Source organism: Brevibacterium renqingii, from assembly GCF_017808105.1.
In the GTDB taxonomy this organism is placed as follows: Bacteria; Actinomycetota; Actinomycetes; order Actinomycetales; family Brevibacteriaceae; genus Brevibacterium; species Brevibacterium renqingii.
Window position 1 is genome coordinate 18901 of record NZ_JADBHF010000017.1, and the last position, 24025, is coordinate 42925.

Sequence of the window (24025 nt, forward strand, 5' to 3'; positions counted from 1 at the left end):
CCCAACACTCATGGAGTCTCCGTTAGAGTAGAACGAGGACAGCCCAGATCATCCCCTCCCAAGACGACAGGAGTTCGCTTCAGTGACGCCCACCGAAGAATTCCGCACAGCGATGCGCGGCTACGAAAAGAGTGAAGTCGATTCGCGCCTGCAGCAGTTGCGCACCGAAGTCGAGTCGGTCCGCAAGGCGCTGGCCGACGCGCGGAGCCAGGTCATCAATGCCGATCGGGCGAAGCTGCAGATCGCGGGTGAACTCTCGGAGGCCAAGGCTCAGCTCAAGAAGGCGGCGAACGACAACGCCGAGGCGTCGGGTCCTCCCGGAAGCCGGATCGACCATCTGCTCAAGATCGCCGAGTCCCAGGCCCGCGAGACGCTGGCCCAGGCCAATTCGGATGCCGAGACCATCCGGAACAAGGCTCGCGCCGAGGCGGCTTCGGCTCGCGCCCGGATGCACACCGAGAGCAATGACACCCTGTCCAATGCTCGCTCCGAAGCCGATGCGATCATCTCATCGGCCGAGCTGCGCGCCGAGGAGACGGTCAAGGCCGCCGAGAAGCGCGCCGCCGAACTCAAGGCGAGCACCGAACGCGAGACCACCCAGGCCAAGGAGGCCAACGCCGCCTCGGCCAAGGAGGCGCGTGAGAGCCTCGACCTCGAACTGTCCGAACTTCGCGCCACTGCCGAGAAGGATGCGGCGGATCTGCGAGCCGACGCCAAGGCCGAGGCCGAGGAGACCGTGGCTGCGGCACAGGCGCAGGCCGATGAGCTGCTCGCAGCTGCCAAGGCTCGCGATGAGGCCTCGAAGAAGGCCGGCAACGACTTCGACGTCGAGCTCGCGGCGAAGCGCAAGGAAGCGGAGTCCGAGCGCAAGAAGCAGTACGAGCAGGCTCAGTCAGAGAACAAGAAGCTCATCGAAGAGGCGCAGGCACGCGCCGCTAAGGCCGACAACGAGGCCAAGGAAGCCGCGGAGCGGGCGGAGAAGACTCGCACCGATGCGGTGAAGAAGGCCGATGAGATCATCGCCGACGGCAAGTCCCGCGCACAGACTCTCATCTCCGAGGCCCGCGCCACCGCCGAGGCGACCATCGAGGAGTCGGCCGCCGAGGCCAAGCGCAATGTGGCCTCCGCGCAGTCCCAGGTCGACCTGCTCACGAAGCAGCGTAAGACGATCACCGCCCAGCTCGATCAGCTGCGCTCTCTCTTCGCCATGCCGGGGGTCATGGGCGGCGACAGCGTCGATCCTGCGAAGGCCGAGTCGGCTTCTCATGCCACCGAGCAGATCGCGAACGGCCAGGAGCTCGAGGACCTGCTGGCCGAAGACGGTTCCGCCGAATCCGAGGATGCGAAGGCTGCTCAGGATCCAGCGAGCGAGACCGGCGAGAACGAGGATGCGGAGAAGCCTTCGGCGAGCGGGACCGACGATGCGCAGAAACCCGGAGAATCGAGCGACGCCGAGGACAAGGGTTCCGGCGACGCGGACTCTGACACCGAGGCATCTGGTGCAGCGGGCTCCGGTGACGGGTCTGACTCCGATGCACAGTCCGATGATCGGGAGGGCAGAGGAGGGGAGCTGCCCAACGGAGCCACCGATGAGGACACCATCGCCATCGACGCTCAGGTCTCGGGATCGAAGAAGAACAGTTCGAAGACGAAGCGTTCGCGCAATTCGCTGCGTTGATTCCGTCCGCGGCCGTCGCTGAGATCATCTGCACGGCCGTGGGCACGACAATGACGAGGGGACCCGTTCGCGGGTCCCCTCGTCATTGTCGATCGCGATCACCGGAACCGCTCGAAGCAGCGGGTATGCCAATGCCGTCTGCTCTCGACTCCGATCTCGATGCCGTGCCGGGCGTCCTGTCGCCAGGCGACTATATGGGTCGAGGCCGCGCTCACCTCGCGACTGCAGCCCGGGCACACATAGACCCTCCCGGAATCGCTGCCCTTGATCGTCTGCACCGACCAGTCTCCGACCGGGAGGGAACGTGTCGTCCGCATCCCTGCCGTGGTCTCGGACAGGTCTCGGGCTGGCCTCTGCCATTTGTTCTTGCGACGCGAGGATGAAGATCGTGGCATTGGGCCATTGTCTCACGTAGGCTGATCCGCGTGCGTCTTGTCATAGCCCAATGCTCCGTTGATTATGCCGGTCGTCTGACCGCTCACCTCCCGATGGCCACCCGCCTCATCATGCTCAAAGCCGACGGGTCGATCCTCATCCATTCCGACGGCGGTTCCTACAAGCCGCTCAACTGGATGACGCCTCCGTGCACGATCAGGCATCTCGAGCCCGACGCGGAGCAGACCGCGGTCGGCCTGGCCGAAGTATGGGAGGTATCGCAGACGAAGACCGGCGACCGCCTCATCATCTCCATCGCCGAGGTGATCTCCGATGACACATACGAGTTCGGTGTCGACCCGGGCCTGGTCAAGGACGGCGTCGAAGCGCATCTGCAGGAACTGCTTGCCGAGCACATCGAGACCCTCGGAGAGGGCTACAGTCTGGTTCGGCGTGAATATATGACCGCGATCGGTCCGGTCGACATCCTCGCCAGGGACCATGTCGAGAAGTCCGTGGCGGTCGAGATCAAACGTCGCGGTGACATCGACGGGGTCGAGCAGCTCACCCGATACCTCGAGCTGATGAATCGCGATCCGCGGCTCAGCCCCGTGCAGGGGATCTTCGCGGCGCAGGAGATCAGACCTCAGGCGCGCACTCTGGCCGAGGACCGAGGGATCCGCTGCGTCGTTCTCGACTATGACGCTCTGCGCGGCATGGACGATCCCGAGTCCCGACTGTTCTGATCACTCTCCCCCGCGAGAGGAGGGGCACGAAGAACGCGCAGGGACGTGAACGAGCCTCGTACCGAAGGGCCCGCTCCGACCTCTGAACCTATTCGAAGCTCAGGGCGTCGGGCTTGACGACCCGTTCGATGTCGACGCCGAGGCTGCGCAGGTTGGCCACGAAGTTCTCATAGCCGCGTTCGATGTGGTCGATTCCCGACACTTCGGTCACTCCCCCTGCGCGCAGCGCCGCCATGACCAGGCCGGCACCGGCTCGGATATCCGAGGCTTCGACCTCGGCACCGGAGAGGCTGTCAGTGCCTGTGACCAAGGCGTGGTTGCCGTCGATGCGGACCTTCGCGCCGAGCCGCGCGATCTCCTGAACGAAGCGCCAGCGTGCTTCGAACAGATTCTCCGACAGCAGTCCGATGCCGTCGGAGACCGAGTTCAGAGCGATGACGAAGGGCTGAAGATCCGTGGGGAATCCCGGAAACGGCATGGTCGCCACCCTGATCGCATGCGGACGTTCTGCTCCGATCACGCGGAAGCCACGGCCTCGGGATCCGTCGCTCAGGGTGATCTCGCCGAGGTCGTCGACAGTGGCTCCGGAATCGCGCAGCTTCAGCCCGATATTGGGCATGAGCTCGAGGCCCACGCCCCGCACGGTGACATCGCCGGCGCTGAGAGCGGCACCGAAGCCGAAGGTACCGGCGACGATGCGGTCGCCCACGGTCCGGTGGGTCACGGGCCGCAGCGACTCGACACCGGTGATCGTGAGATCGGAGGTGCCGATGCCGTCGATCCGCGCGCCCATTTCGACGAGCATCGTGCAGATGTCGACGATCTCGGGCTCGCGTGCGGCATTCGAGATGGTGGTCGTACCGCGAGCCAGCGTCGCGGCCATGATGAGATTCTCCGTCGCACCGACGGAGGGGAATTCGAGGACGATGTCCGTGCCGCGCAGCCCCTCAGGTGCCTCGGCCACGAAATAGCCGTGATCGAGATGGACCTCCGCGCCGAGCGCTTCGAGCCCGGCCTGGTGCATATCGAGGCCACGGGAGCCGATGGCATCTCCACCGGGCAGCGCAACGTGGGCGGCGCGCATCCGAGCAGTGAGAGGGCCGAGCACCGAAATCGAGGCACGCATCGCGCGGACGAGTTCGTAGTCGGCCTGGATGCCCACTTCCTTCGGCACATCGATGCTCACGACCCCGCCTTCGGAATCGTAATCGACGACGCATCCGAGGCGCACGAGGAGTTCGACCATGATCCTCACATCGAGGATGGCCGGGACATTGGTGATCGTCGTCCGGCCCACGGCTAGCAGACTCGCGGCCATCAGCTTCAGGACGCTGTTCTTCGCGCCCCTGACGTCGATCGCGCCCTGCAGCCGTGCAGGTCCTGTCAAACGGAAGACATCCATCAGGTGAAACGTCCCATCGTCGGGTTGAATCCGGGAGGCGAGGACTCGAGCCAGGAAGCCATAGTGGACAGCGACTCGGTGTCCATCGCCAGCGACACCGATCGCGGACGGCCGTCCGCTTTGCCGTAGGAGCAGTCGACGACGACGGCATCGGGAAGAACCGAATACTGCTCCCCCGAGGTCGGTTTGCGCCGCACGAGGATGTCGAGGTCGGCACGCGGCAGACGGAACGCCGCACGACGAGTCAAGGCGAACACGGGGTACCAATCCAAGGAGCCGACCGAGAACACCGCTACGCCCAAACGCCAACGTGGGCGAGAAGAATACTCCTCGCCCACGTTGATGGAACAGTCAAAAGCACCGGAGAGCTTCGAAATGGACCTGCGTCGGATCGTCACTACGACGATCAGAGCAAGCGCGAGTCCTACCAACGAGAGCAGAACGATCAGCAGGACGGAAGGGTTCACGGTTGCCAGTGTAACCTGCAGATCAGAGAAGTTCGGCCTGATCAGCGGCAATGATCACGCGATTGTTCTCGACAGAGAGGAAACCGCCATCGGCCTTGACCCGGACGGTGTCCTCCCCAGTCGTGAGAATACGCGCTTCGCCGTCGGCGACGACGCCGAGCACAGGTTCGTGACCTGGCAGGACGCCGATCTCGCCGTCGAGCGTACGAGCGATGACGCGTTTGGCCTCACCGACCCATACCTCGCGATCTGCAGCCACGACATTCACTTCGAGTGTCGCCATGGCTTACTTCTGCATCTCTTCGTAGTTGCGCATGACATCATCGAGCCCGCCGACGTTGAAGAATGCCTGTTCCGGAACATGGTCGACCTCACCGGAGCAGATCTTGTCGAAGCCCTCGATCGTGTCGGCCAGCGGCACGGTCGATCCGGGGACCTGAGTGAACTTCTCAGCGGTGTAGGTGTTCTGCGAGAGGAACTGCTCGATGCGGCGCGCACGGTGAACGACGAGCTTGTCCTCTTCGCCGAGTTCGTCGACGCCGAGGATGGCGATGATGTCCTGCAGCTCCTTGTTCTTCTGGAGGATCGCCTTGACCTCATTGGCCACCCGGTAGTGCTCTTCACCGACGACCAGCGGATCGAGGATGCGCGAGGACGACGCCAGCGGGTCGATCGCCGGGTACAGACCGCGCGAGGCGATGTCACGGCTGAGCTCGGTGGTGGCATCCAGGTGAGCGAACGTCGTCGCCGGAGCCGGGTCCGTGTAGTCATCGGCCGGAACGTAGATCGCCTGCATCGACGTGATCGAGTGACCGCGCGTCGAGGTGATCCGCTCCTGCAGCAGACCCATCTCGTCGGCCAGGTTGGGCTGGTAGCCCACGGCAGAGGGCATACGACCAAGCAGGGTCGAGACCTCGGAGCCGGCCTGGGTGAAACGGAAGATGTTGTCGATGAACAGCAGCACGTCCTGGTTCTGCACATCGCGGAAGTACTCCGCCATGGTCAGCGCCGACAGGGCCACGCGCAGACGGGTGCCTGGCGGCTCGTCCATCTGTCCGAAGACCAGAGCGGTGTCCTTGAACACTCCGGCCTCGTCCATCTCCATGATGAGATCGTTGCCCTCACGGGTACGCTCACCCACACCGGCGAACACCGAAGTGCCCGAGTGGTTGTGCGCGATGCGGAAGATCATCTCCTGGATGAGCACCGTCTTGCCCACGCCGGCGCCGCCGAACAGACCGATCTTTCCACCCTGGACATAGGGGGTCAGGAGGTCGATGCTCTTGATGCCGACCTCAAGGATCTCGGTTTTGGACTCGAGCTCGTCGAAGGCCGGAGCCGGACGGTGGATGGGCCACCGTTCGGAGATCTCCAGCTCCTCGCCCTCGGCGAGGTTGAGGCAGTCACCGGTGGTGTTCCACACGTGGTGCTTGGTGACATCGCCGACGGGCACCGAGATCGGTGCACCGGAGTCGATGACTTCCTGACCGCGGACCAGGCCGTCGGTCGGCTGCAGCGACACGGCGCGGACGAGTCCGTTGCCCAGGTGCAGGCCGACCTCGAAGGTCAGCTTCCTGGTTCCCTCGGACAGATCCACCGTCGTGGTCAATGCGTTGTAGATCTCTGGCACGGAGTCGAGCGGGAACTCGATGTCGACAACCGGGCCGATGACTCGGGAAATCCGGCCGAGGGCGGTGCCCTGTGCCGGAGAGGTTTCCGTTGCTGTGGCAGTCATGGTCTCTTTCTCTCTGCTCTCGCCGGTCAGTCGCCGGCTGCCGATGCCGCGAGGGCATCCGCCCCACCGACGATCTCGGTGAGTTCCTGGGTGATTTCCGCCTGGCGGGCCGTGTTGGCCAACCGGGTGTAGGTCTTGATGAGATCATCCGCGTTGTCCGTGGCCGTCTTCATCGCCGCCTGTCGCGAAGCCTGTTCGGATGCCGAGGCACTCAGCAGGGCCGAGAGGATGCGCGAATCGATGTATCGCGGCAGCAGGGAATCGAGGACGGCCTCGGCGCTGGGTTCGAACTCGTAGAGCGGGAACGCAGCTGCGCCGGACGACTCTGCGGAACCACCACCCGTCGACGCCTCGCCGGCATCGACGACCTCCAGGGGCAGCAGCCGCCGGTATTCCGGATCATGCGTGACACTGGAGACGAACTTCGTGAACACGATGTAGATCTCGTCGAGTCCGGAGTCAGCGGACTCCGGATCGAAGTTCTCCAACAGGGCCTCGCCGATCTCCCGTGCGTTCTCAGCGGTCGGGCTCTCGGAGATGCCGGTCCAGGACCTCTCGATCTTGCGATCGCGGAAGGTGTAGTAGTTCTTCGCCTTGCTGCCGATCGTGAACAGCTGCACGTCCTTGCCCTCGCTGTGCAGAAGCCGAATGAGTTCTTCGGCTTCGCGGAGCAGGTTCGCCGAATAGGCGCCGGCGAACCCACGGTCGGGACCGATCACGAGCACAGCGGCCCGTGAGACGTTCTCCGATTCCGTGGTCAGCACGTGCTCGACGTTGGATTCGCTGGCCACCGCCGACACCGCCCGTGTGAGGGCGTTGGCGTACGGACTTGCGGCCTGCGAACGCGCAATGGCTTTCTGAATCCGCGAAGCAGCGATGAGCTCCATCGCCTTGAAGATCTTCCTCAAGGACTGAGTCGAGCGGATCTTCTGCTTGAAGACCCTCTGCTGGGCTCCCATCAGTTCTTCCTTTCGCCGTTACGGAACAGGTTCAACGCTTCTGCCGAACGATCTGCTCCTGCTCGACCTCGTCGGAGGACGCGGTGGCGGTCTCTTCGCTGCCGGCCTTCGACCCACCCTGATCGGAGCTGACGAAATTCTGAGAGAACTCGGACAGTGCGTTCTTCAGCTCTTCTGTGGTGTCGTCGTCGAGCTTGAGGGTCTCCCGAATCGTCGTGAAGATCCCCGTCTTGCGCTCGATGTGGTCGTGCAGTTCGGATTCGAACCGGAGCACATCGTCGACCGGGATGTCGTCGAGGAAGCCGTTGGTGCCGGCGAAGATCGACACGGTCTGCTTCTCGAAGGGCATCGGAGTGTACTGACCCTGCTTGAGCAGCTCGGTCAGACGCGCTCCGCGAGCCAGATCGCGCTTGGTCGCATCGTCGAGGTCGGAAGCGAACATCGCGAAAGCCTCGAGCGAACGGTACTGCGCCAACGAGATCTTCAGCGTGCCGGAGACGCTCTTGAGCGCCTTCGTCTGTGCGGCACCGCCGACGCGCGACACGGAGACGCCGACGTCGACAGCGGGACGCTGACCGGCGTTGAAGAGATCCGACTGCAGGAAGATCTGACCGTCGGTGATCGAGATGACGTTCGTCGGAATGAATGCACCGACGTCGTTCGCCTTGGTCTCGATGATCGGCAGGCCGGTCATCGAACCGCCGCCGAGCTCATCGGAGAGCTTCGCACAGCGTTCGAGCAGGCGCGAGTGCAGGTAGAAGACGTCACCCGGGTAGGCTTCACGGCCCGGCGGGCGACGCAGCAGCAGTGAAACCGCGCGGTAGGCCTCAGCCTGCTTCGACAGATCGTCGAACACGATGAGGACATGCTTGCCGTCGTACATCCAGTGCTGACCGATGGCCGAGCCGGAGTACGGTGCGAGGTACTTGAAGCCAGCCGGATCGGAAGCAGGTGAGGACACGATGGTCGTGTATTCGAGCGCGCCCGCCTCTTCGAGCGAGCGGCGCACGCCGGCGATGGTCGAGCCCTTCTGGCCCACGGCGACGTAGATGCAGCGAACCTGCTGCTTCGGGTCACCGGTCTCCCAGTTGGCCTTCTGGTTGATGATCGTATCGATCGCCAGAGCGGTCTTGCCCGTCTTGCGGTCACCGATGACCAGCTGACGCTGGCCACGGCCGACGGGGATCATCGCATCGATGCTCTTGTAGCCGGTCTGGAGCGGCTCGCGGACTTCCTGGCGATCCATCACGCCTGCGGCCTGAAGTTCGAGCTCACGACGGCCGACGGTCTCGATGTCACCGAGCCCGTCCACGGGACGTCCGAGCGGGTCGACCACGCGACCGAGGTAGCCGTCGCCGACCGGGATCGACAGGACCTCGCCGGTGCGGTAGACGTTCTGCTCTTCAGCGATTCCGGAGAATTCGCCGAGGATGACGACGCCGATCTCACGCTCGTCGAGGTTCTGGGCCAGGCCCAAGGTGCCGTCTTCGAACCGCAGGAGTTCGTTGGCCATCGTGCCTGGCAGACCCGATACGTGGGCGATTCCGTCACCGGCAGTGACGACCTTGCCGACCTCGGTCTTCTCCGAGCTCTCGGGGTTGTACGATTCAACGAACTTCCCGAGAGCGTCCCGGATCTCTTCCGGGCGAATTGTCAGTTCCGCCATCTGGTTTCCCTGCTTCCTTTACTCAAATCTTGCGTCCGACGACCGGTGGGCCGCCTGTGCTGCCGGAGGAGCCGGCCACTAGTGTCAACCTGCGAGCTTGCGCTGCACATCGGCCAGTCGATCGGCCACGGTCGAATTCATCATCTCGTCGCCGACCTGGACCCGGACTCCCCCGAGGACCTCGGGATCGACCTGGACGTTCAGAACGAGTTCGCGACCGTAGCTGGCCGACAGTGCCGTCTGCAGCCTTTCGATCTGGGACTCGCTCAACGGCTTGGCGACGGTGACATCCGCAACCGAACGCTGCTGTCGGGCTGCGAGGATATCGCTGTACTGGTCGAGCGCGGTATTCACGCGGAGCCCGCGCGGATGCAGTGCCGCCTGTTCGATCAGCTTGATGGTATCGGGCTGCGCCTTGCCTGAGAGCAGATCCGAGATGAGAGTGCGTTTGCTCTCAGCTGCGGCCTGCGAGTCAAGCGCACGGGCCAGCTCGTGGTTGGATTCCAGCAGACGCGCGAAGCGGAAGATCTCCTCTTCGACCTGACCGAGCTGACCGGTCGCCTGCGCAGCAGCGGCAATCGCTGTGACGCCTGCGACCTCGAGGCTGGTGACCAGGTCCTGGGTCCGGGCCCAGCGCAGGCCGACGGCCTTGTCGCTGATCCGCAGAACCGCATCCGTGGTCCGAGTCGAGAACAGAGCCCGCAACAGGTGCTGCTTCTTCTCGGCCGACTCGGAGGAGTCCGCCAAGGCCTTGCGCAGTGCGACGTTCTCGGCGAGAACTCCGACGACGGCCAGAGTGCCCTCACCGATCTGACGTGGGTCTCCCCCCGAGATCTCGGAATTCGCGGTTTCGAGGACGGCCTGCAGGGACAATCTGCTCGACTGGAGCATCACGCCCCCTTGACCGGCTGAGCGGACGAGTTGGACTCGAGATCGGAGATGAAGCGATCGACCACATTGGCTGAGCGCTGATCGTCGGTGAGGGACTCGCCGACGATGCGCGAGGCGAGATCCGTGGCGAGAGTGCCGACCTCGGAGCGCAGCTGCACCATGGCGGTCTGACGTTCGGCCTCGATCTGGTTCTGAGCCGAAGCGATGATGCGGTCAGCCTCGGTGTGAGCCTGTGCCTTCATGTCGGCGATGATCTGAGCGCCTTCTTCCTGAGCCTCGGCGCGCAGTCGTGCTGCTTCTGCACGACCGTCGGCGAGCTGCTTCTGATACTCGGCCAGAGCCTGGTCGGCTTCGGCCTGCACCTTCTCGGCCTTCTCAATGCCACCCTGGATGCGCGCCGCACGCTCATCGAGGGTCCTATTGAACGCCGGGAGGACGTACTTCCAGACGACGAGGAAGACGATCAGCAGACAGACGGCACTCCAGATGATGTCGTACAGCGCTGGGAGAAGCGGGTTCTCCGCCGCCGCAACAATGTTTACCGGAGTCATCTTTCAGTCCTCTTCGAGATCAGGGAAGGAAGAACGGGGTCGCGATGCCGATGAGGGCCAGGGCCTCGATCAGAGCGATGCCGAGGAACATGTTTCCGCGCAGGGCGCCGGCCATCTCGGGCTGGCGAGCGGTTCCTTCGATGGTCTTTCCGATGACGATGCCGAGACCGACACCGGGGCCGATTGCGGCGAGGCCGTAACCGATCGTCGAAACGCTACCTTCAACTGCGGCGAGCATATCCATAGGATGCTTTTCCTTTCATAATGAAGTCGGGTGGTTGGCCCGACCGTGCAACTCGTGAGTTACGGATCTGGGGGCTGACTCAGTGTTCTTCCGAGACGGCCGAATTGATGTAGACGCAGGCGAGCAGGGCGAAGATGTATGCCTGCAGGACCACGACCAGCATTTCGAGGAGGAAGACGAACATTCCTCCGGCGAAGGTCAGGATGGAGAAGAACTGGAATCCGTTCGAGGCATCGAAGAGGAAGAAGCTCGTGGCCGAGAAGCAGAGGACCAGCAGCAGGTGGCCGACCATCATGTTCGCGAAGAGTCGGATCGCGAGCGTGAAGGGCTGGGTGACGAACTTCGTGATGAACTCGATCGGAATGAGCAGGATGTGCATGGCCGGCGGGACGCCGGGCAGGATGAGCGCATCCTTGAGGTAGCGCCCGAGCCCCTTCTGGGCGATGCCGGCCCAGTGGTAGGTCACATAGACGGCGAGGGTGATGACCAGCGGAAGCCCGATGACTCCGGTTCCGGGCATGTTGAGGAACGGAATGAGCTTCGTGACGTTCCAGAACAGGATGCCGAAGAAGATGGCCACGATGAGCGGCATGAACTTCTTCGCCCTCTCCTTACCCATCGTGTCCTCGGCGATGCCGACGGTGACGAACTCCATCGCGAGTTCCATCGAGGACTGGAAGCGACCGGGGACGAGCTTCATGCGCTTGGCCCACACGGCGAGGACCAGGACGACGGCGACGGTCGCGATCAGGCGAATGAGCATCACCCGGTTCATCTCGAACGGGGTGCCCTCGAAGAGGAACGGTGCCGGGAAGAACTCCGACATCGAAGGAGCGTGGAAGCCGCCTTCTGCAGCATTGATCATTGTGTTCGCGGCGTTAAGAGTTCCCACGTTGTTGTTTCTCTCCCATGGTCAAGGGCCTTGATGGCCTGGCCTTGGCCACGCGAACGATGCGTGGCATGAGGTTCAGGAGCGACAGAGGGCGAACTTCCGCCCCAGCACCGGGTTCACTCTACCAACTGTAGAGAGTCACCGACAAATTCATCAGGCTTTTCTGTGCAATTTCTGTCAGCGATTTTATCGGATACGTCACCGCAGTTCCCAACCGCCCCTTCGGGGGCTGATTCGCCCGGTCACGGCACATCATTTCGCTTCGGGATCGACGTACGGCACACGTCCTCTGACGACGGTCACAGCCTCGACGATCGAAGTGCTGAGGACGGCGACGACGATGGTCAGGAACGCCACGGTCCCATCGAGCCAGGTCGCGTCCTTGATCCGCCAGATGACGATCATGAAGATGAAGGCCTTGAACAGGAATCCGACGCCGAGGAGCCCGGCGATGGTCGTCAGTCCCATGTTCCGCCCGATGTACATGATCACGAGCGTGATGACGATGAAGACCGCCGCGAGTCCCCCGCCCACGGCGCCGCCGACGAGTCCCGTCGTATCGGCGGCAAGCCATCCGATGCCCATGCCGAGTGCCGCGACGACGAGGACGAGGACGATGCCTCGGATGAGCAGAGTTCTCCATACCTTGGTCCAGGCCGCTTCGACAGCGGTTTCGGTGCGCGGGCTCGGATCGGTCACGAGATTTCCTCTCTGGCTTTCTGACGCATTCGCAGTGGGTAGAACGTGAAGATCAGGGTGACGGCGACGAGGCCGCCGACGACGCAGACGACGAAGAGCCATCCCTGGAACAGGAGCAGGACCGAACCGAAGGCGATGAGCGCCGTCCACGTGTAGAGGATGAGAACTGCGCGGGCATGGGAATGCCCCAGGCGCAGCATCCGGTGATGAAGGTGTTTGGCATCGGCGGAGAACGGTGACTGCCCGGCCCTCAGCCTGCGCACCACGGCCAGCCCCAGGTCGAGCAGGGGAAGGAACATCACGGCGACCGGCAGGATGATCGGCATGAAGGTCGCGAAGGCACGTTCCTGACCGATGAGCGCAGGATCCACCTGGCCGGTGACCCTGATCGTCGAGGCGGCCAGCAGCAGTCCGATGAGCATCGAACCCGAGTCGCCCATGAAGATGCGGGCGGGATTGAAATTGTGCGGCAGGAAGCCGAGGCAGGCTCCGACGAGGATCGCGATGATGAGCGAGGCGAGGTTCGCGTAAGACTCCGGTGAGGCGTCACGGGCCAGCCAGTAGGAGTAGATGAAGAAGGCGCTGCCACCGATGGCGACGACGCCTGCGGCCAGTCCGTCGAGGCCGTCGACGAAGTTGACCGCGTTGATCGTCACGAGGACGACGAGCACGGTGATGATGAGCGACATGCGCGGTGAGCCGATGATGACTCCGCCGAAGGGGATGGACAGCAGCGCCACGCCTTTGATCGCCATGAATCCGGCGGCCAGCGCCTGGCCGGCGAGTTTGGCCATCCAATGGAGGTCCCAGACATCGTCGACGATGCCGAGCAGACACAGCAGCCCAGCGGCTCCGGCGACGCCGATGATCGGTCCGGTATCGACGAAGATCCGCTGCAGGAACGGTGTCTGGGACGCGAAGACGAGGCCGGCGAGCAGTCCGCCGAACATCGCCACTCCCCCGAGCCGCGGGGTCGGCACGGAATGCACGTCTCGTTCGCGCAGGGGCGAGAAGATCCGGCCGCGTTCCGCCACCCGCTTGACCATCGGGGTCAGCAGGTACGCCACGAGGGCGGAGACGATGAGGATGAAGAGGTAGGCGCGCACTCAGCCGTCCAGGTCGATGAGCTGGGGGACGACTTCGCGCAGCTGTTCGGCGGAGATGGGCCCGCGGCGCACGACGCGCGGAGAATCTCCGCTGAGATCGACGATGGTCGACGACATGCCCGATTCCCGTGCTCCCCCGTCGACATAGATGTCGACATCGTCGCCGAGCATCTCCTGTGCCTCGTCGGCGGTGGTGGCGGCGGGCTGCCCCGAGATATTGGCGCTCGAGACCGCGAGCGGCCCCGTGCGAGTCAGCAGCGCCAGGGCGTATTCGTCATCGGGCATGCGCACGGCCACGGTGCCGTGAGTGTCTCCGAGGTCCCAGTCGAGAGACGGCTGGGCGTTGGCGATGATCGTCAGCGGTCCGGGCCAGAAGCGGGAAGTCAGCGCCAGGATCGTCTCGTCGACGCCGTCGACGAGTCCGAAGATGGTCTCGGAACGGGGAACGAGCACCGGAGGCGGCATATCTCTGCCACGGCCCTTCGCTGCCAGAAGCGCCGCCACGGCCGAAGCGCTGAAGGCATCGGCGGCGATCCCGTAGACGGTGTCGGTGGGGATGACGAGCAGATTGCCGGTCTCGGCCACGCGCGCGCATTCGTCGAACACGAGGTCGCGGATTTCGGCTTGGCTGACGTCGAATCGTCTCGACACGAGTTCTCCGTTTCGAATCTCTTGGCAGTGGTCTCAGTGGCTTCGGACGGTCACCGGTCGCAGTCCGCCTCACGGCGGGCCACCGTGTAGCGGTCGCGTCCAGTGTAGTCCGGGTAGGTCTCGGCCTGTCTCAGACTGGCCGTGGACCCCAGCAGTTCCCGGACACCGGCACCCTGCTCCTCCCCGTGCTCCATGAGGAACAGACCGCCCGGTCGCAGCAGCGCTTCGGCCTCGGAGACGATGAGAGCGGGGATCTCGAGCCCGGTGCCTCCGCCGTAGAGTGCGGCGCCGGGATCATGGTCGGCGACCTCGGGATCTCGCGGAACCGCATCATCGGGCACATAAGGAGGATTCGTCACCACGACGTCGGCGCGTCCGATCAGGTCGGGACGCGTCCGTGCGATCGTCGTCGCATCTCCGTGGAGGAATTCGACGGTCGAATCGCCGAGGCGGGTCCGCGCGAGATTCGTCCGCGACCAGTCCAGCGCCGCAGCCTCGCGTTCTACGCCGAGGACATCCACTTCCCCATGTTCGGCGGCCAGGGCGAGGCTGATCGCTCCGGAGCCCGAGCACAGATCGATGACGAACGGACGTCGTGATCTCCGGGCTGCGTTGAGTTCCTCGAGCGCCGCTCCGACGATGAGTTCGGTCTCCGGTCGGGGCACGAACACCCCGGGTCCCACTCGCAGCTCGAGGTGCCGGAAGAATGCGGTTCCGGTCAGATGCTGCAAGGGTGTCCGCTGTCGCCGGCGTTCGCAGAGCCGAGCGAACTCCGAGGCGATGTCCGTCGGCACCGGGTCGTCGAACAGCCGGCGCCGACCCAAGGCCGCTCGGTCGATGCCCCAGGCATGGGCGAGCAGTGCCACGGCATCCGCTTCGGGCGTGGGCACTCCGGCTTCGGTGAGAAGTGTGATCGCACCGCGCAGAAGTTCGGAGACGCGTGTGGTCCGGCGGGTGTCCAGTTCAGTCTCCCAGGGCGTCGAGTCTCGCGGCTCTGTCGGCCTCGCGGCAGGAGCCGATGACCGGGTCGAGGTCGCCGGCCAGCACCTGGTCGAGGTTGTAGGCCTTGAAGCCGGTGCGATGGTCCGTGATCCGGTTCTCCGGGAAGTTGTACGTTCGGATGCGTTCGGAACGGTCGACGGTGCGCACCTGTGAGCGTCTGATGTCGGCGGCCTCGGCGGCGGCTTCCTCCGCCTGCTTGGCCAGGATCCGGGCGCGCAGCATGCGCATCGCGGCGTCCTTGTTCTGCAGCTGCGACTTCTCGTTCTGGCAGCTGGCCGTGATGCCGGTCGGCAGGTGGGTGATCCGGACAGCGGAGTCCGTGGTGTTGACGGACTGTCCCCCGGGGCCCGATGACCGGTAGACGTCGATGCGCAGGTCGTGATCGTCCAGGTGGATCTCCTCCGGCGCGTCGACCTCGGGGAAGACGAGCACGCCGGCGGCGGAGGTGTGGATGCGACCTTGCGATTCGGTCACGGGCACGCGTTGGACTCGGTGCACGCCGCCTTCGAACTTCACCCAGCCGTAGGCCCCGTCGTCTTTGGCCTTCACTGCCATGGTGACGTCCTTGTAGCCGCCGAGGTCCGAGTGGGTGGCGTCGAGTATCTGACTCGACCAGCCGCGCGAATCGACCCAGCGCTGATACATGCGAAGCAGATCCCCCGCGAAGAGCGCCGATTCGTCACCGCCCTCACCGGCCTTGATCTCGATGATCGCGTCGCGGGCGTCATCAGGATCGCTGGGCACGAGAAGATCCTTGAGCTCGGCCTCGACATCCGCCATCTCCGCGGACAGACGCTTCGCCTCGGCGGCGAAGTCGGGATCGTCCTCCGCCAGCTCGAGGGCCGCGGAATGATCGGCCTCGAGCTGGGAGAAGCGACGGGCGGCAGCGGCGACCTTCTCGAGTTCCGCGTACCGCCTGGTCAGCTTCTTGGCCCGGCCGGCGTCAGCGTGGACCGCGGGATCGGAGAGCTCCTCCTGCACCCGCGCATGCTCATCGAGCAGTGCGCTGACGCTGGCCGTGAGGGTGTCGTCGGCCATCTCAGCTGTTGTCGGTCGAGGACTTCGGCAGGGGGGTGGTCTTCTGCACCTGCATGAGGAACTCGACGTTCGAACCTGTCTCCTTGAGCTTGGACATGAGCAGTTCGACGGCTTGCTGCTGTTCGAGACCGGACAGCAGCCGGCGCAGCTGCCACATGACCTTCGTCTCTTCGGCGGTCATGAGCATCTCCTCGCGGCGCGTGCTCGACGAGTTCACGTCGATGGCCGGGAAGATGCGCTTGTCCGCGAGCTGACGGCTCAGGCGCAGCTCCATGTTGCCAGTGCCCTTGAATTCCTCGAAGATGACTTCGTCCATCTTCGATCCGGTCTCCACCAGGGCCGTGGCGAGGATGGTCAGCGAGCCGCCGCCCTCGATGTTGCGGGCGGCACCGAAGAACTTCTTCGGCGGGTAGAGCGCATTGGCGTCGACGCCGCCGGAGAGGATGCGACCTGAGGCCGGCTGAGCGATGTTGTAGGCGCGCCCGAGTCGAGTGATGTTGTCGAGCAGCACAACCACGTCCGAGCCCATCTCGACAAGCCGCTTGGCGCGTTCGATCGCGAGTTCGGCGATCGTGGTGTGATCGTCGGCAGGACGGTCGAAGGTCGAAGCGATGACCTCGCCCTTGACTGCGCGCTGCATGTCCGTGACTTCTTCGGGACGTTCGTCGACGAGGACGACCATCAGATGGGCTTCGGGATTGTTCTCCGTGATCGCATTCGCGATCTGCTGCATGATCGTGGTCTTGCCCGCCTTCGGAGGCGCGACGATGAGACCGCGCTGGCCCTTGCCGATGGGCGTGATGAGATCGATGAGGCGGGTCGAGTGCAGCTTCGACGTCGTCTCGAGACGCAGACGCTCCTGGGGGTAGAGCGGCGTGAGCTTCGAGAATTCGACGCGGCTGCGCGCATCGTCGACGGTGAGACCGTTGACCGAGTCGAGCCGGACGAGGGCATCGAACTTCTCACGCTTGCTGTTGCGCTGTTCGTTCTCCCGCGGCTGACGGATCGCACCGGCGACGGCGTCACCCTTGCGCAGACCGTTCTTGCGCACCATGGAGGCCGAGACATAGACGTCATTGGGCCCCGAGAGATAACCCGAGGTGCGAAGGAAAGCGTAGTTGTCATGGACGTCGAGGATGCCGCCGACGGGGATGAGCACATCATCGTGACGGATGTCCGGCTCGTCGTTGCCGCGGCCACGGCGCTTGCGATCCCGACCGCGTCCACGACGGTTGCCGCGATCGTCATCGTCGCTGCCGCGATTGCGACGGTCGTTGCGGTTGTCCCGGTCGTTGCGGTGTCCGCGGTCGCCGCCGCGATCATTTCCGCCATTGCCTCGGTCGCTGCCGCCGCGATCGTTTCCGCCGCGATCGTTTCCGCCGCCGTTGCGGTCGCTGCTGTCGCGGTCATTGCCGCCGCGGCTCTTGTCGTGGCCGCTGCGATCATCATCGGTGCGATCGCTCTGTCGGCTGCGACGGTCGTTGTCACGTCCGCCGCGGCCATCGCGATCGGAACCGCGGTCCTGACGTCCTCTCTCGGAGGAGTCGTCCGATTCCTGTTCGCGGCTCTCGGTCTGCGACTCCGAGCCGCGCGAACGCGACCGGCTGCGACGCGAACGCTGACGGTCCTGGTCACCGTCAGCGTCCTCGGATGAGGAGCCGCCCGGCTGCTCGGGTGCGGACTCGGACTGAGCTGGAGCATCGGAACTCGGTTCGACGATGAGCGCCGGGGCGTCCTCGGACGCTGCTGCGGCGGCGCGACGTGAGGAACGACGATTCGTCGTCTCTTCCTTCTGCTCGCCCTGCTTCGGCTCGTCCTGCTTCTCCGCCGACTTCGATGCCTTGCCGCGCGATGCGTCGGCGGCGGGCTTCTTCTCGGCAGGGGCGGATTTCGCGGCCGCTTCTGCGGAGCCGCCCGAATGGCTGTTGATGGCGTCGATCAGTTCGCTCTTGCGAAGGCGACGGTAACCCTTGATTCCCAGGCCGGCGGCCATCTCCTGAAGCTGCGGCAGACGCAGAGCTGTGAGGCTGCCTGTGCGCGGCGTGGAATCGTGAGTGGTGGTTTCAGACACGAAGGTCCTTCTCCCTCTTTCGGCCGTGCGGCATGTGCCGTTTGCTCACGGCGACGGAAACACCATTGACGGTGCGTTGTGAAAGAAAACCTGCTAAAGAATGAGCAGGAGATGTTCCAGAATGTTTGACATCGGCGACGGACCCGTGAAGAACAGCGGGAAGCCGTGCACTGTCGGAACACCCATAGTCTACTTGCTCGGAGCCGATCTTGCGAATCGTTTCCTCAATTTTCTCGGCGCACCCGGTATCCCCCGAGGTCAATCGAGGTTCGCCTGGCGATCACGCCGTCGGGGACCGCGCTTGCGGGAACCGAGTCTGCGAGGACGAGAACTGTCGGCCCGGCTCCGGAGACGACGGCCGGCAGCCCCTGCGCACGCAGCCCGTCGACGAGGGCCATCGACTCCGGGTAGGCGCTGCGACGGAACTCCTGATGCAGGTTGTCTCGGGTGGCTTCGAACAGCACCGCACGGTCGTTGACGAGCCCATGCACGAGCAGCCCCGAACGTGCCGAATTCTCTGCGGCCATCGTGTGATCGACGACGGCTGGGATGAGGCCGCGAGCGACGTCGGTGTCCAGACGGACACCGGGGATCAGCACGGTGACCCCGTCGAGCGTGCGCACCGGCACCTGCCACGTCCGAGCCGGCGCCGACAGGGAGATGGTCAGACCGCCGAAGATCGCGGGGGCAGCGTTGTCGGGATGGCCCTCGAAGTCCGTGGCGATCTCCAGCATGCGCTCCCGTCCGAGTTGCGTACCCGTCGCACAGCGTCCGAGCTCGGCGGCCAGCCCGATCCCCGCCACGACCGCCGCGGCCGAGGAGCCCAGTCCCCGGGAATGCGGGATCCTGTTGACGCAGTCGAGTTCCAGCCGCCCGAACAGGCTCTTGTCTGCAGTGGGGAATTCGGCGGCGAGCACCTCGGCGATGACCCGCATGACCAGATGCGTGTGGTCCCGTGGCAGCGCATCAGCTCCCTCTCCCGACACCGTGACGCAGGAAGTCGTGTCGACGGGCGCGTCGTGCACCGTCAGGGTGAGCGTGTCGACGATGTCCAGGGCAAGGCCGAAGGCGTCGTATCCCGGTCCCAGATTCGCCGAGGTGGCCGGGACCTCGAGTCGCAGACGCACGCTCAGCTGTCCTCGAGGCCCAGGGCGCGAGCGGCGCTGACCGCGTCGACCGAGACCTGCTGGGTCTCGATCTCGGACCCGTCCTCGGTGTGCAGCGCCCAGGATGGGTCCTTGAGCCCGTGTCCCGTCACGGTCACGGCGATCGTCGCTCCGGCCGGAACCCTGCCGGCCTCGGCGGTCTTGAGCAGACCTGCCACCGAGGCGGCCGAACCCGGCTCGACGAAGATGCCCTCTTCGCGGGACAGGAACTTGTGCGCGCGAAGGATCTCATCGTCGGTGACGCAGTCGATGAGACCTCCGGAATCGTCACGGGCCGACTCCGCTCGGCTCCAGCTCGCCGGGTTGCCGATGCGGATCGCGGTCGCGATCGTGTCAGGCTCGTCGACCGGATGTCCGAGCACCAGGGGTGCGGCACCGGCGGCCTGGAATCCCCACATCTGCGGCACCTTCTTCGCGACTCCGAAGTCCCGATACTCGTTGTAGCCCTTCCAGTAGGCCGTGATGTTGCCGGCGTTGCCGACGGGCAGGACATGGATGTCCGGGGCATCGCCGAGCACGTCGACGACCTCGAACGCTGCGGTCTTCTGTCCCTCGATGCGGTCGGGGTTGACCGAGTTGACGAGGTGGACCGGGTAGGACTCCGAGAGTTTGCGGCACAGAGTCAGGCAGTCGTCGAAGTTGCCGTCGACCTCGAGCAGAGTCGCACCATGGGCGATCGCCTGGCTCATCTTGCCCGGAGCGATCTTGCCGGCGGGCACGAGAACGGCGCAGGTCAGTCCCGCCTTCGTGGCATAGGCCGCCGCCGAGGCCGAGGTGTTGCCGGTCGATGCGCAGATGACGGCTTTGGCCCCCTGAGCCGCGGCCTTCGTGATCGCCATCGTCATCCCGCGGTCCTTGAACGAGGCCGTCGGGTTGAGGCCTTCGTATTTCACCCACACCTGGGCGCCGGTGCGTTCGCTGAGCTTGTCCGCCTTGATCAGCGGTGTCCCGCCCTCGCCGAGTGTGACGGCCGGGGTGCTCGCGGAGATGTCGAGGAGACTCCGATACTCCTCGACGACGCCCTGCCACTGGTGTCTGGGGTAATTCATTCTCACTGTCCTTCTACGCGGATCACGGATTTGACGGCGTGGACGACGGACAGATCGATGAGACGATCGACCGTCCTCCTCAGAGTGGAGTCGGTATTCGAATGGGTGGCCAGCACCAGCTTGGCGTGCTGGACCCCCTGCGCGTCGATGTCGCCGACCGTCTGGCGCATGAGTTCGATCGACGCGCCTTCATCGGCGAAGACCTCGGAGACCGCTGCCAGGACACCGGGCCGGTCGACGACGTCGAGCGTGATGTGGTACCTGGTCGTGATCGAGGCGATGGGCAGGATGCGGGAGTCCTCGTGGAACGGCCGCTCGTACTGCCCACGCCCGCCGAGGACCTTGCGCCTGGCCACGGACACGATATCGCCGAGCACGGCAGAAGCAGTCGGGGCTCCCCCGGCGCCCTGCCCGTAGAACATCAGCTCTCCGGCCGCTTCGGCCTCGACGAAGACCGCGTTGAAGGCTCCTCGCACGGACGCCAGAGCATGGTTGCGGTCGAGCAGGGCGGGATAGACCCTGGCGGAGAGCCCCGCTCCGGTCGGCGAGGAGGTCACGCGTTCGCACACGGCCAGGAGCTTGATGACGAAACCCTGATCGCGCGCGGTCTCGACCATCTCAGCGGTGATGCCCTCGATGCCCTCGACATGGACGTCGTCGATCGACACCGGTGCGTGGAAGGCCAGGGACGAGAGTATCGCGGCTTTCGCGGCCGCATCGTGTCCGCCCACATCCGCAGTGGGATCCGCCTCTGCATAGCCGAGCTCCTGAGCCGTGGCCAGAGCACGGTCGAAGTCCCAGCCCTCGGAGTCCATCTGGTCGAGGATGTAGTTCGTGGTGCCGTTGACGATGCCGATGATGCGGTCGATCCGATCGCCGGCCAGCGAGTCACCGACGGGGCGGATGATCGGGATGGCACCGGCCACTGCCGCTTCGTGCTCGAGCCGGACTCCGGCGACGTCGGCGACGGACATGAGCTCGCCGTAGCTCGCGGCCAGCAGGACCTTGTTCGCCGTGACCACGGAGGATCCCTGCCGCAGCGCCGCGGTGATGAGCGATCTGGCGGGTTCGATCCCGCCCATGAGCTCGACGACGATATCGGTGCCGGAGATGGCCGCCTCGGCATCGGTCGTGAGCAGCTTCGGGTCGATTCCCGGGCGGGCCTTCGAGGCATCCCGCACGACGATTGCGCTGAGCTCCAGTGGCGCGCCGATGCGTTCGGCCAGGCCGTCGGCACGGTTCTGAATGCGTGCGGCGACCTCCGTGCCGACGACACCGCATCCGAGCATGGCAACCTTCAGTGCCTGCATATCCTCACCTTTTCCGCTGTTGTCGTTGACGTTCATCTGCCGCCCGGCTCTCCACCGGCCATCCCCGGATCGGTGGCGAACATCTGCGAGTGGTCCTCGGGCAGAACGATCCACTCAACTCTATCGGCATCGACCGCGAGCACTCCCGGTCGGGGCAGGTGGTTGTAGTTGCTGGCCAGGGGTCGGCAGTAGGCACCGGTGGAGGGGACGGCGACGAGGTCGCCGGCGGTGACATCGGCACCCAGGTACTCGTCCCGGACGATGATGTCCCCGGATTCGCAGTGCTTGCCCACGACCCGCACGATCGCCGGTTCGGCATTCGAGGCTCGATTGGCCAGCGTGCAGGAATAGTCCGCGTCGTAGAGCGCCGTGCGGATGTTGTCACTCATACCGCCGTCGACGGCGACATAGGTGCGGGTTCCGCTGTCGGTGCTCACCTGCTTGACGGTTCCGACCTCGTAGAGGGTGAACACGGACGGGGAGACGACGGCTCGTCCGGGTTCGATCGAGATCCGCGGCACGTTCGTCCCGAGACCTCGGCATTCCTTGGCCACCGCCGCGGCCAGCTCCTCCGCCATCTCCGCAACCGGGATCGGTGTGTCCTGCGTGGTGTAGCGGATGCCGAAGCCGCCGCCGAGGTCGACGTCGGGCAGATCCACACCGTGTTCGGCCATGATCTCCGCGCGGAAGGCCAGCACACGGGCTGCGGCGACCTGGAAGCCGGAGATGTCGAAGATCTGCGAGCCGATGTGCGAATGGAGCCCGTCGAGACGCAGATGAGCGGAGTCCGCGACCATCTCCGCGGCCCGGGCTGCGGTCCCGTCCGCCAGCGACAGCCCGAACTTCTGATCCTCGTGGGCAGTGGCGATGAAGTCGTGGGTGTGGGCTTCGACGCCCACGGTCACACGCAGCATGACCGGGGCGAGGACGCCCTTCGCCGCGGCGATCGCCTCGAGCCGCTCGACCTCGTCGAGGCTGTCGACGAAGATCCGCCCGACCCCGTAGTCGAGGGCGTATTCGAGTTCGGCGACGGACTTGTTGTTTCCGTGCAGCCCCACGCGTTCGCCGGGGACTCCGGCGGCCCGCGCCACCATCATCTCCCCCAGCGAACAGGTGTCGAGGCCGAGTCCTGCTTCGTGGACCCAACGGGCCACAGCCGTGCACAGGAAGGCCTTGCCCGCGTAGTAGACATCGGCGCCGGCCAGTCCCTTCTCCGTCGAGAAGGCATTCGCGAACGTCGAGGCATAGGCCTGAGCACGGGATCTGAAGTCGGCCACGTCCATGACGAGGGTGGGCGTGCCGTAGTCGGCGGCCAGATCGGTCACGGAGTGTCCGGCGATGGTGAGCACCCCTTCGTCGGTCTTCGCGACGTTGTCCGACCACAGGCTCGGCAGCAGCGCGTTGACGTCATCAGGGTAGGGCAGCCACACCGGGGCCGGCGTCGCATGCAGCGTCCCTGCGATATGTGCGGGCATCAGATCCTCTCCGGCGCCGCAGCGCCCAGTTGTCGAAGTCCTGCGGCGAGGACGATGATGGCGGCTCGGACGAGGACGAGCCGGGCTGAATGTCTCGCAGTGATGTCCTCATCGATCGTCGGTGTCACCGCACAGCGGCTCAGCCACTCCTCGACCGCGTCGGCCACATCGCTCAGCCCTGTGACCAGCGGTGCGGCGCGCCGGAGGCGTCGCGAACGGTCGACGGCTCCCGGAAGCGCCGCCAGCGCATTGAGCAATCGAGCCTCACTGGGGTGGTCGAGCGTCGAGGAGTCGGCCTCGTCGGTCGTGATTCCGGCGGCCCGCGCGCGCCGCCGTTCTCTGCAGGCAGCAGCATGGCGAAGTTGGAGAGCGCCGATCACATTCGGATCGACGGCAGCGTCCGACCATGGACCCGAGCCGGCGTTCGACCAGGGGCCGCGGGGTGGCTGCAGAGCGCAGGCGGCGTCGATGGCCGCCCGGGCACGAGCGGTCGGCGTGAGGCTGATGTTGACGAAGCCGGGGTCGGCGGTGTCGGCGGCAGCGACCTCGGGAAGAGTCAGCAGGTGGTCGCAGATGTGTTCGGCGAGCGCCTTTCGCCCGGACGGGTGAGCGGCGGCTCGCAGCGCCGCAGTCGTCGACCAGTCCCCGTTCTCCGGGCGACGAGGCGCGACGACGTCGATCGGCCCATCGGCGGCTCCCGGTGCCACGAGACCGGATTCGGCCAGCGTCAATGCGCGCGCGAGTGCGGTCTGCAGATCTTCCGGGGTCACCCGAACAGAGTACTCGGAGGCCCCGTGCGAGGACGAATCTGTCGTCATCTTCGCTCTCATGACGAGACGACGCACCTCACGG

General features: G+C 65.1%; 24 protein-coding genes. 2 read left to right on the forward strand and 22 right to left on the reverse strand.

Annotated features, from left to right (window positions below; all coding sequences use genetic code 11):
- Positions 1-82: 82 nt before the first annotated feature.
- Entirely contained in the window at positions 83-1678 is a 1596-nt protein-coding gene (locus IHE57_RS14870; protein ID WP_209374353.1) for a cell division protein, read from the forward strand.
- Between the two features lie 98 nt (positions 1679-1776).
- Here the strand turns inward: IHE57_RS14870 and IHE57_RS14875 are convergent, their stop codons facing one another.
- Positions 1777-2073 carry an Rv1322 family protein gene (locus tag IHE57_RS14875; protein ID WP_253720362.1) on the reverse strand — a complete coding sequence of 99 codons (297 nt, stop codon included), beginning with the start codon at positions 2071-2073 and terminating at the stop codon, positions 1777-1779.
- 30 nt (positions 2074-2103) lie between these two features.
- Between IHE57_RS14875 and nucS the strand changes: the two genes are divergently transcribed.
- Positions 2104-2799 (forward strand): endonuclease NucS, encoded by a 696-nt coding sequence (gene nucS / locus IHE57_RS14880; RefSeq protein ID WP_209325112.1) that lies wholly within the window; start codon positions 2104-2106, stop codon positions 2797-2799.
- Positions 2800-2887: 88 nt separating this feature from the next.
- On the opposite strand, the gene murA is transcribed toward nucS, so the two are convergent.
- The 21 genes from murA to IHE57_RS14985 form a co-directional block, all read right to left on the reverse strand.
- Positions 2888-4201 carry a UDP-N-acetylglucosamine 1-carboxyvinyltransferase gene (murA, locus tag IHE57_RS14885; protein ID WP_209374355.1) on the reverse strand — a complete coding sequence of 438 codons (1314 nt, stop codon included), beginning with the start codon at positions 4199-4201 and terminating at the stop codon, positions 2888-2890.
- On the reverse strand, positions 4201-4668 hold the full coding sequence (locus tag IHE57_RS14890) for a DUF2550 domain-containing protein (protein ID WP_209325110.1): 468 nt from the start codon (positions 4666-4668) through the stop codon (positions 4201-4203). Before IHE57_RS14890 ends, murA begins: the two co-directional genes overlap by 1 nt.
- A gap of 22 nt (positions 4669-4690) precedes the next feature.
- Positions 4691-4951 (reverse strand): F0F1 ATP synthase subunit epsilon, encoded by a 261-nt coding sequence (locus IHE57_RS14895; protein WP_209325109.1) that lies wholly within the window; start codon positions 4949-4951, stop codon positions 4691-4693.
- A gap of 3 nt (positions 4952-4954) precedes the next feature.
- Entirely contained in the window at positions 4955-6403 is a 1449-nt protein-coding gene (gene atpD / locus IHE57_RS14900) for a F0F1 ATP synthase subunit beta (protein WP_209325108.1), read from the reverse strand.
- A 26-nt stretch (positions 6404-6429) separates the two neighbouring features.
- Positions 6430-7362: a F0F1 ATP synthase subunit gamma gene (locus tag IHE57_RS14905; protein ID WP_209325107.1), complete on the reverse strand. Its 933-nt coding sequence runs from the start codon at positions 7360-7362 to the stop codon at positions 6430-6432.
- A gap of 31 nt (positions 7363-7393) precedes the next feature.
- On the reverse strand, positions 7394-9028 hold the full coding sequence (atpA, locus tag IHE57_RS14910) for a F0F1 ATP synthase subunit alpha (RefSeq protein WP_209325106.1): 1635 nt from the start codon (positions 9026-9028) through the stop codon (positions 7394-7396).
- Positions 9029-9112: 84 nt separating this feature from the next.
- Positions 9113-9919: a F0F1 ATP synthase subunit delta gene (locus tag IHE57_RS14915; RefSeq protein WP_209374357.1), complete on the reverse strand. Its 807-nt coding sequence runs from the start codon at positions 9917-9919 to the stop codon at positions 9113-9115.
- Complete coding sequence (locus tag IHE57_RS14920) at positions 9919-10470, reverse strand: F0F1 ATP synthase subunit B (protein WP_209325104.1); 552 nt, start codon at positions 10468-10470, stop codon at positions 9919-9921. Before IHE57_RS14920 ends, IHE57_RS14915 begins: the two co-directional genes overlap by 1 nt.
- Positions 10471-10489: 19 nt before the next feature.
- Positions 10490-10714 (reverse strand): F0F1 ATP synthase subunit C, encoded by a 225-nt coding sequence (atpE, locus tag IHE57_RS14925; protein WP_209325103.1) that lies wholly within the window; start codon positions 10712-10714, stop codon positions 10490-10492.
- A gap of 79 nt (positions 10715-10793) precedes the next feature.
- Positions 10794-11606 (reverse strand): F0F1 ATP synthase subunit A, encoded by an 813-nt coding sequence (atpB, locus tag IHE57_RS14930; RefSeq protein WP_343071866.1) that lies wholly within the window; start codon positions 11604-11606, stop codon positions 10794-10796.
- 252 nt (positions 11607-11858) lie between these two features.
- Positions 11859-12305, reverse strand: a complete 447-nt coding sequence (locus IHE57_RS14935; RefSeq protein WP_209325102.1) for a Cg1360 family ATP-synthase-associated protein — start codon at positions 12303-12305, stop codon at positions 11859-11861.
- Entirely contained in the window at positions 12302-13411 is a 1110-nt protein-coding gene (locus tag IHE57_RS14940) for an MraY family glycosyltransferase (RefSeq protein ID WP_209325101.1), read from the reverse strand. Before IHE57_RS14940 ends, IHE57_RS14935 begins: the two co-directional genes overlap by 4 nt.
- On the reverse strand, positions 13412-14062 hold the full coding sequence (locus IHE57_RS14945; protein ID WP_209374359.1) for an L-threonylcarbamoyladenylate synthase: 651 nt from the start codon (positions 14060-14062) through the stop codon (positions 13412-13414).
- Positions 14063-14112: 50 nt separating this feature from the next.
- Positions 14113-15024 (reverse strand): peptide chain release factor N(5)-glutamine methyltransferase, encoded by a 912-nt coding sequence (prmC, locus tag IHE57_RS14950; protein ID WP_209374391.1) that lies wholly within the window; start codon positions 15022-15024, stop codon positions 14113-14115.
- Between the two features lies 1 nt (position 15025).
- Positions 15026-16102: a peptide chain release factor 1 gene (gene prfA / locus IHE57_RS14955; protein WP_209374361.1), complete on the reverse strand. Its 1077-nt coding sequence runs from the start codon at positions 16100-16102 to the stop codon at positions 15026-15028.
- Between the two features lies 1 nt (position 16103).
- Positions 16104-18173, reverse strand: coding sequence for a transcription termination factor Rho (rho, locus tag IHE57_RS14960; RefSeq protein WP_209374363.1), 2070 nt, complete (start codon positions 18171-18173; stop codon positions 16104-16106).
- A gap of 224 nt (positions 18174-18397) precedes the next feature.
- Complete coding sequence (thrB, locus tag IHE57_RS14965) at positions 18398-19300, reverse strand: homoserine kinase (RefSeq protein ID WP_366933983.1); 903 nt, start codon at positions 19298-19300, stop codon at positions 18398-18400.
- A 2-nt stretch (positions 19301-19302) separates the two neighbouring features.
- Positions 19303-20388, reverse strand: a complete 1086-nt coding sequence (thrC, locus tag IHE57_RS14970; RefSeq protein ID WP_209374365.1) for a threonine synthase — start codon at positions 20386-20388, stop codon at positions 19303-19305.
- A 2-nt stretch (positions 20389-20390) separates the two neighbouring features.
- Positions 20391-21698, reverse strand: a complete 1308-nt coding sequence (locus IHE57_RS14975) for a homoserine dehydrogenase (protein WP_209374367.1) — start codon at positions 21696-21698, stop codon at positions 20391-20393.
- A gap of 32 nt (positions 21699-21730) precedes the next feature.
- Complete coding sequence (gene lysA / locus IHE57_RS14980) at positions 21731-23173, reverse strand: diaminopimelate decarboxylase (protein ID WP_209374369.1); 1443 nt, start codon at positions 23171-23173, stop codon at positions 21731-21733.
- Entirely contained in the window at positions 23173-23943 is a 771-nt protein-coding gene (locus tag IHE57_RS14985; RefSeq protein ID WP_209374371.1) for a DALR anticodon-binding domain-containing protein, read from the reverse strand. The genes lysA and IHE57_RS14985 overlap by 1 nt, the downstream gene beginning before the upstream one ends.
- Between the last annotated feature and the right edge of the window lie 82 nt (positions 23944-24025).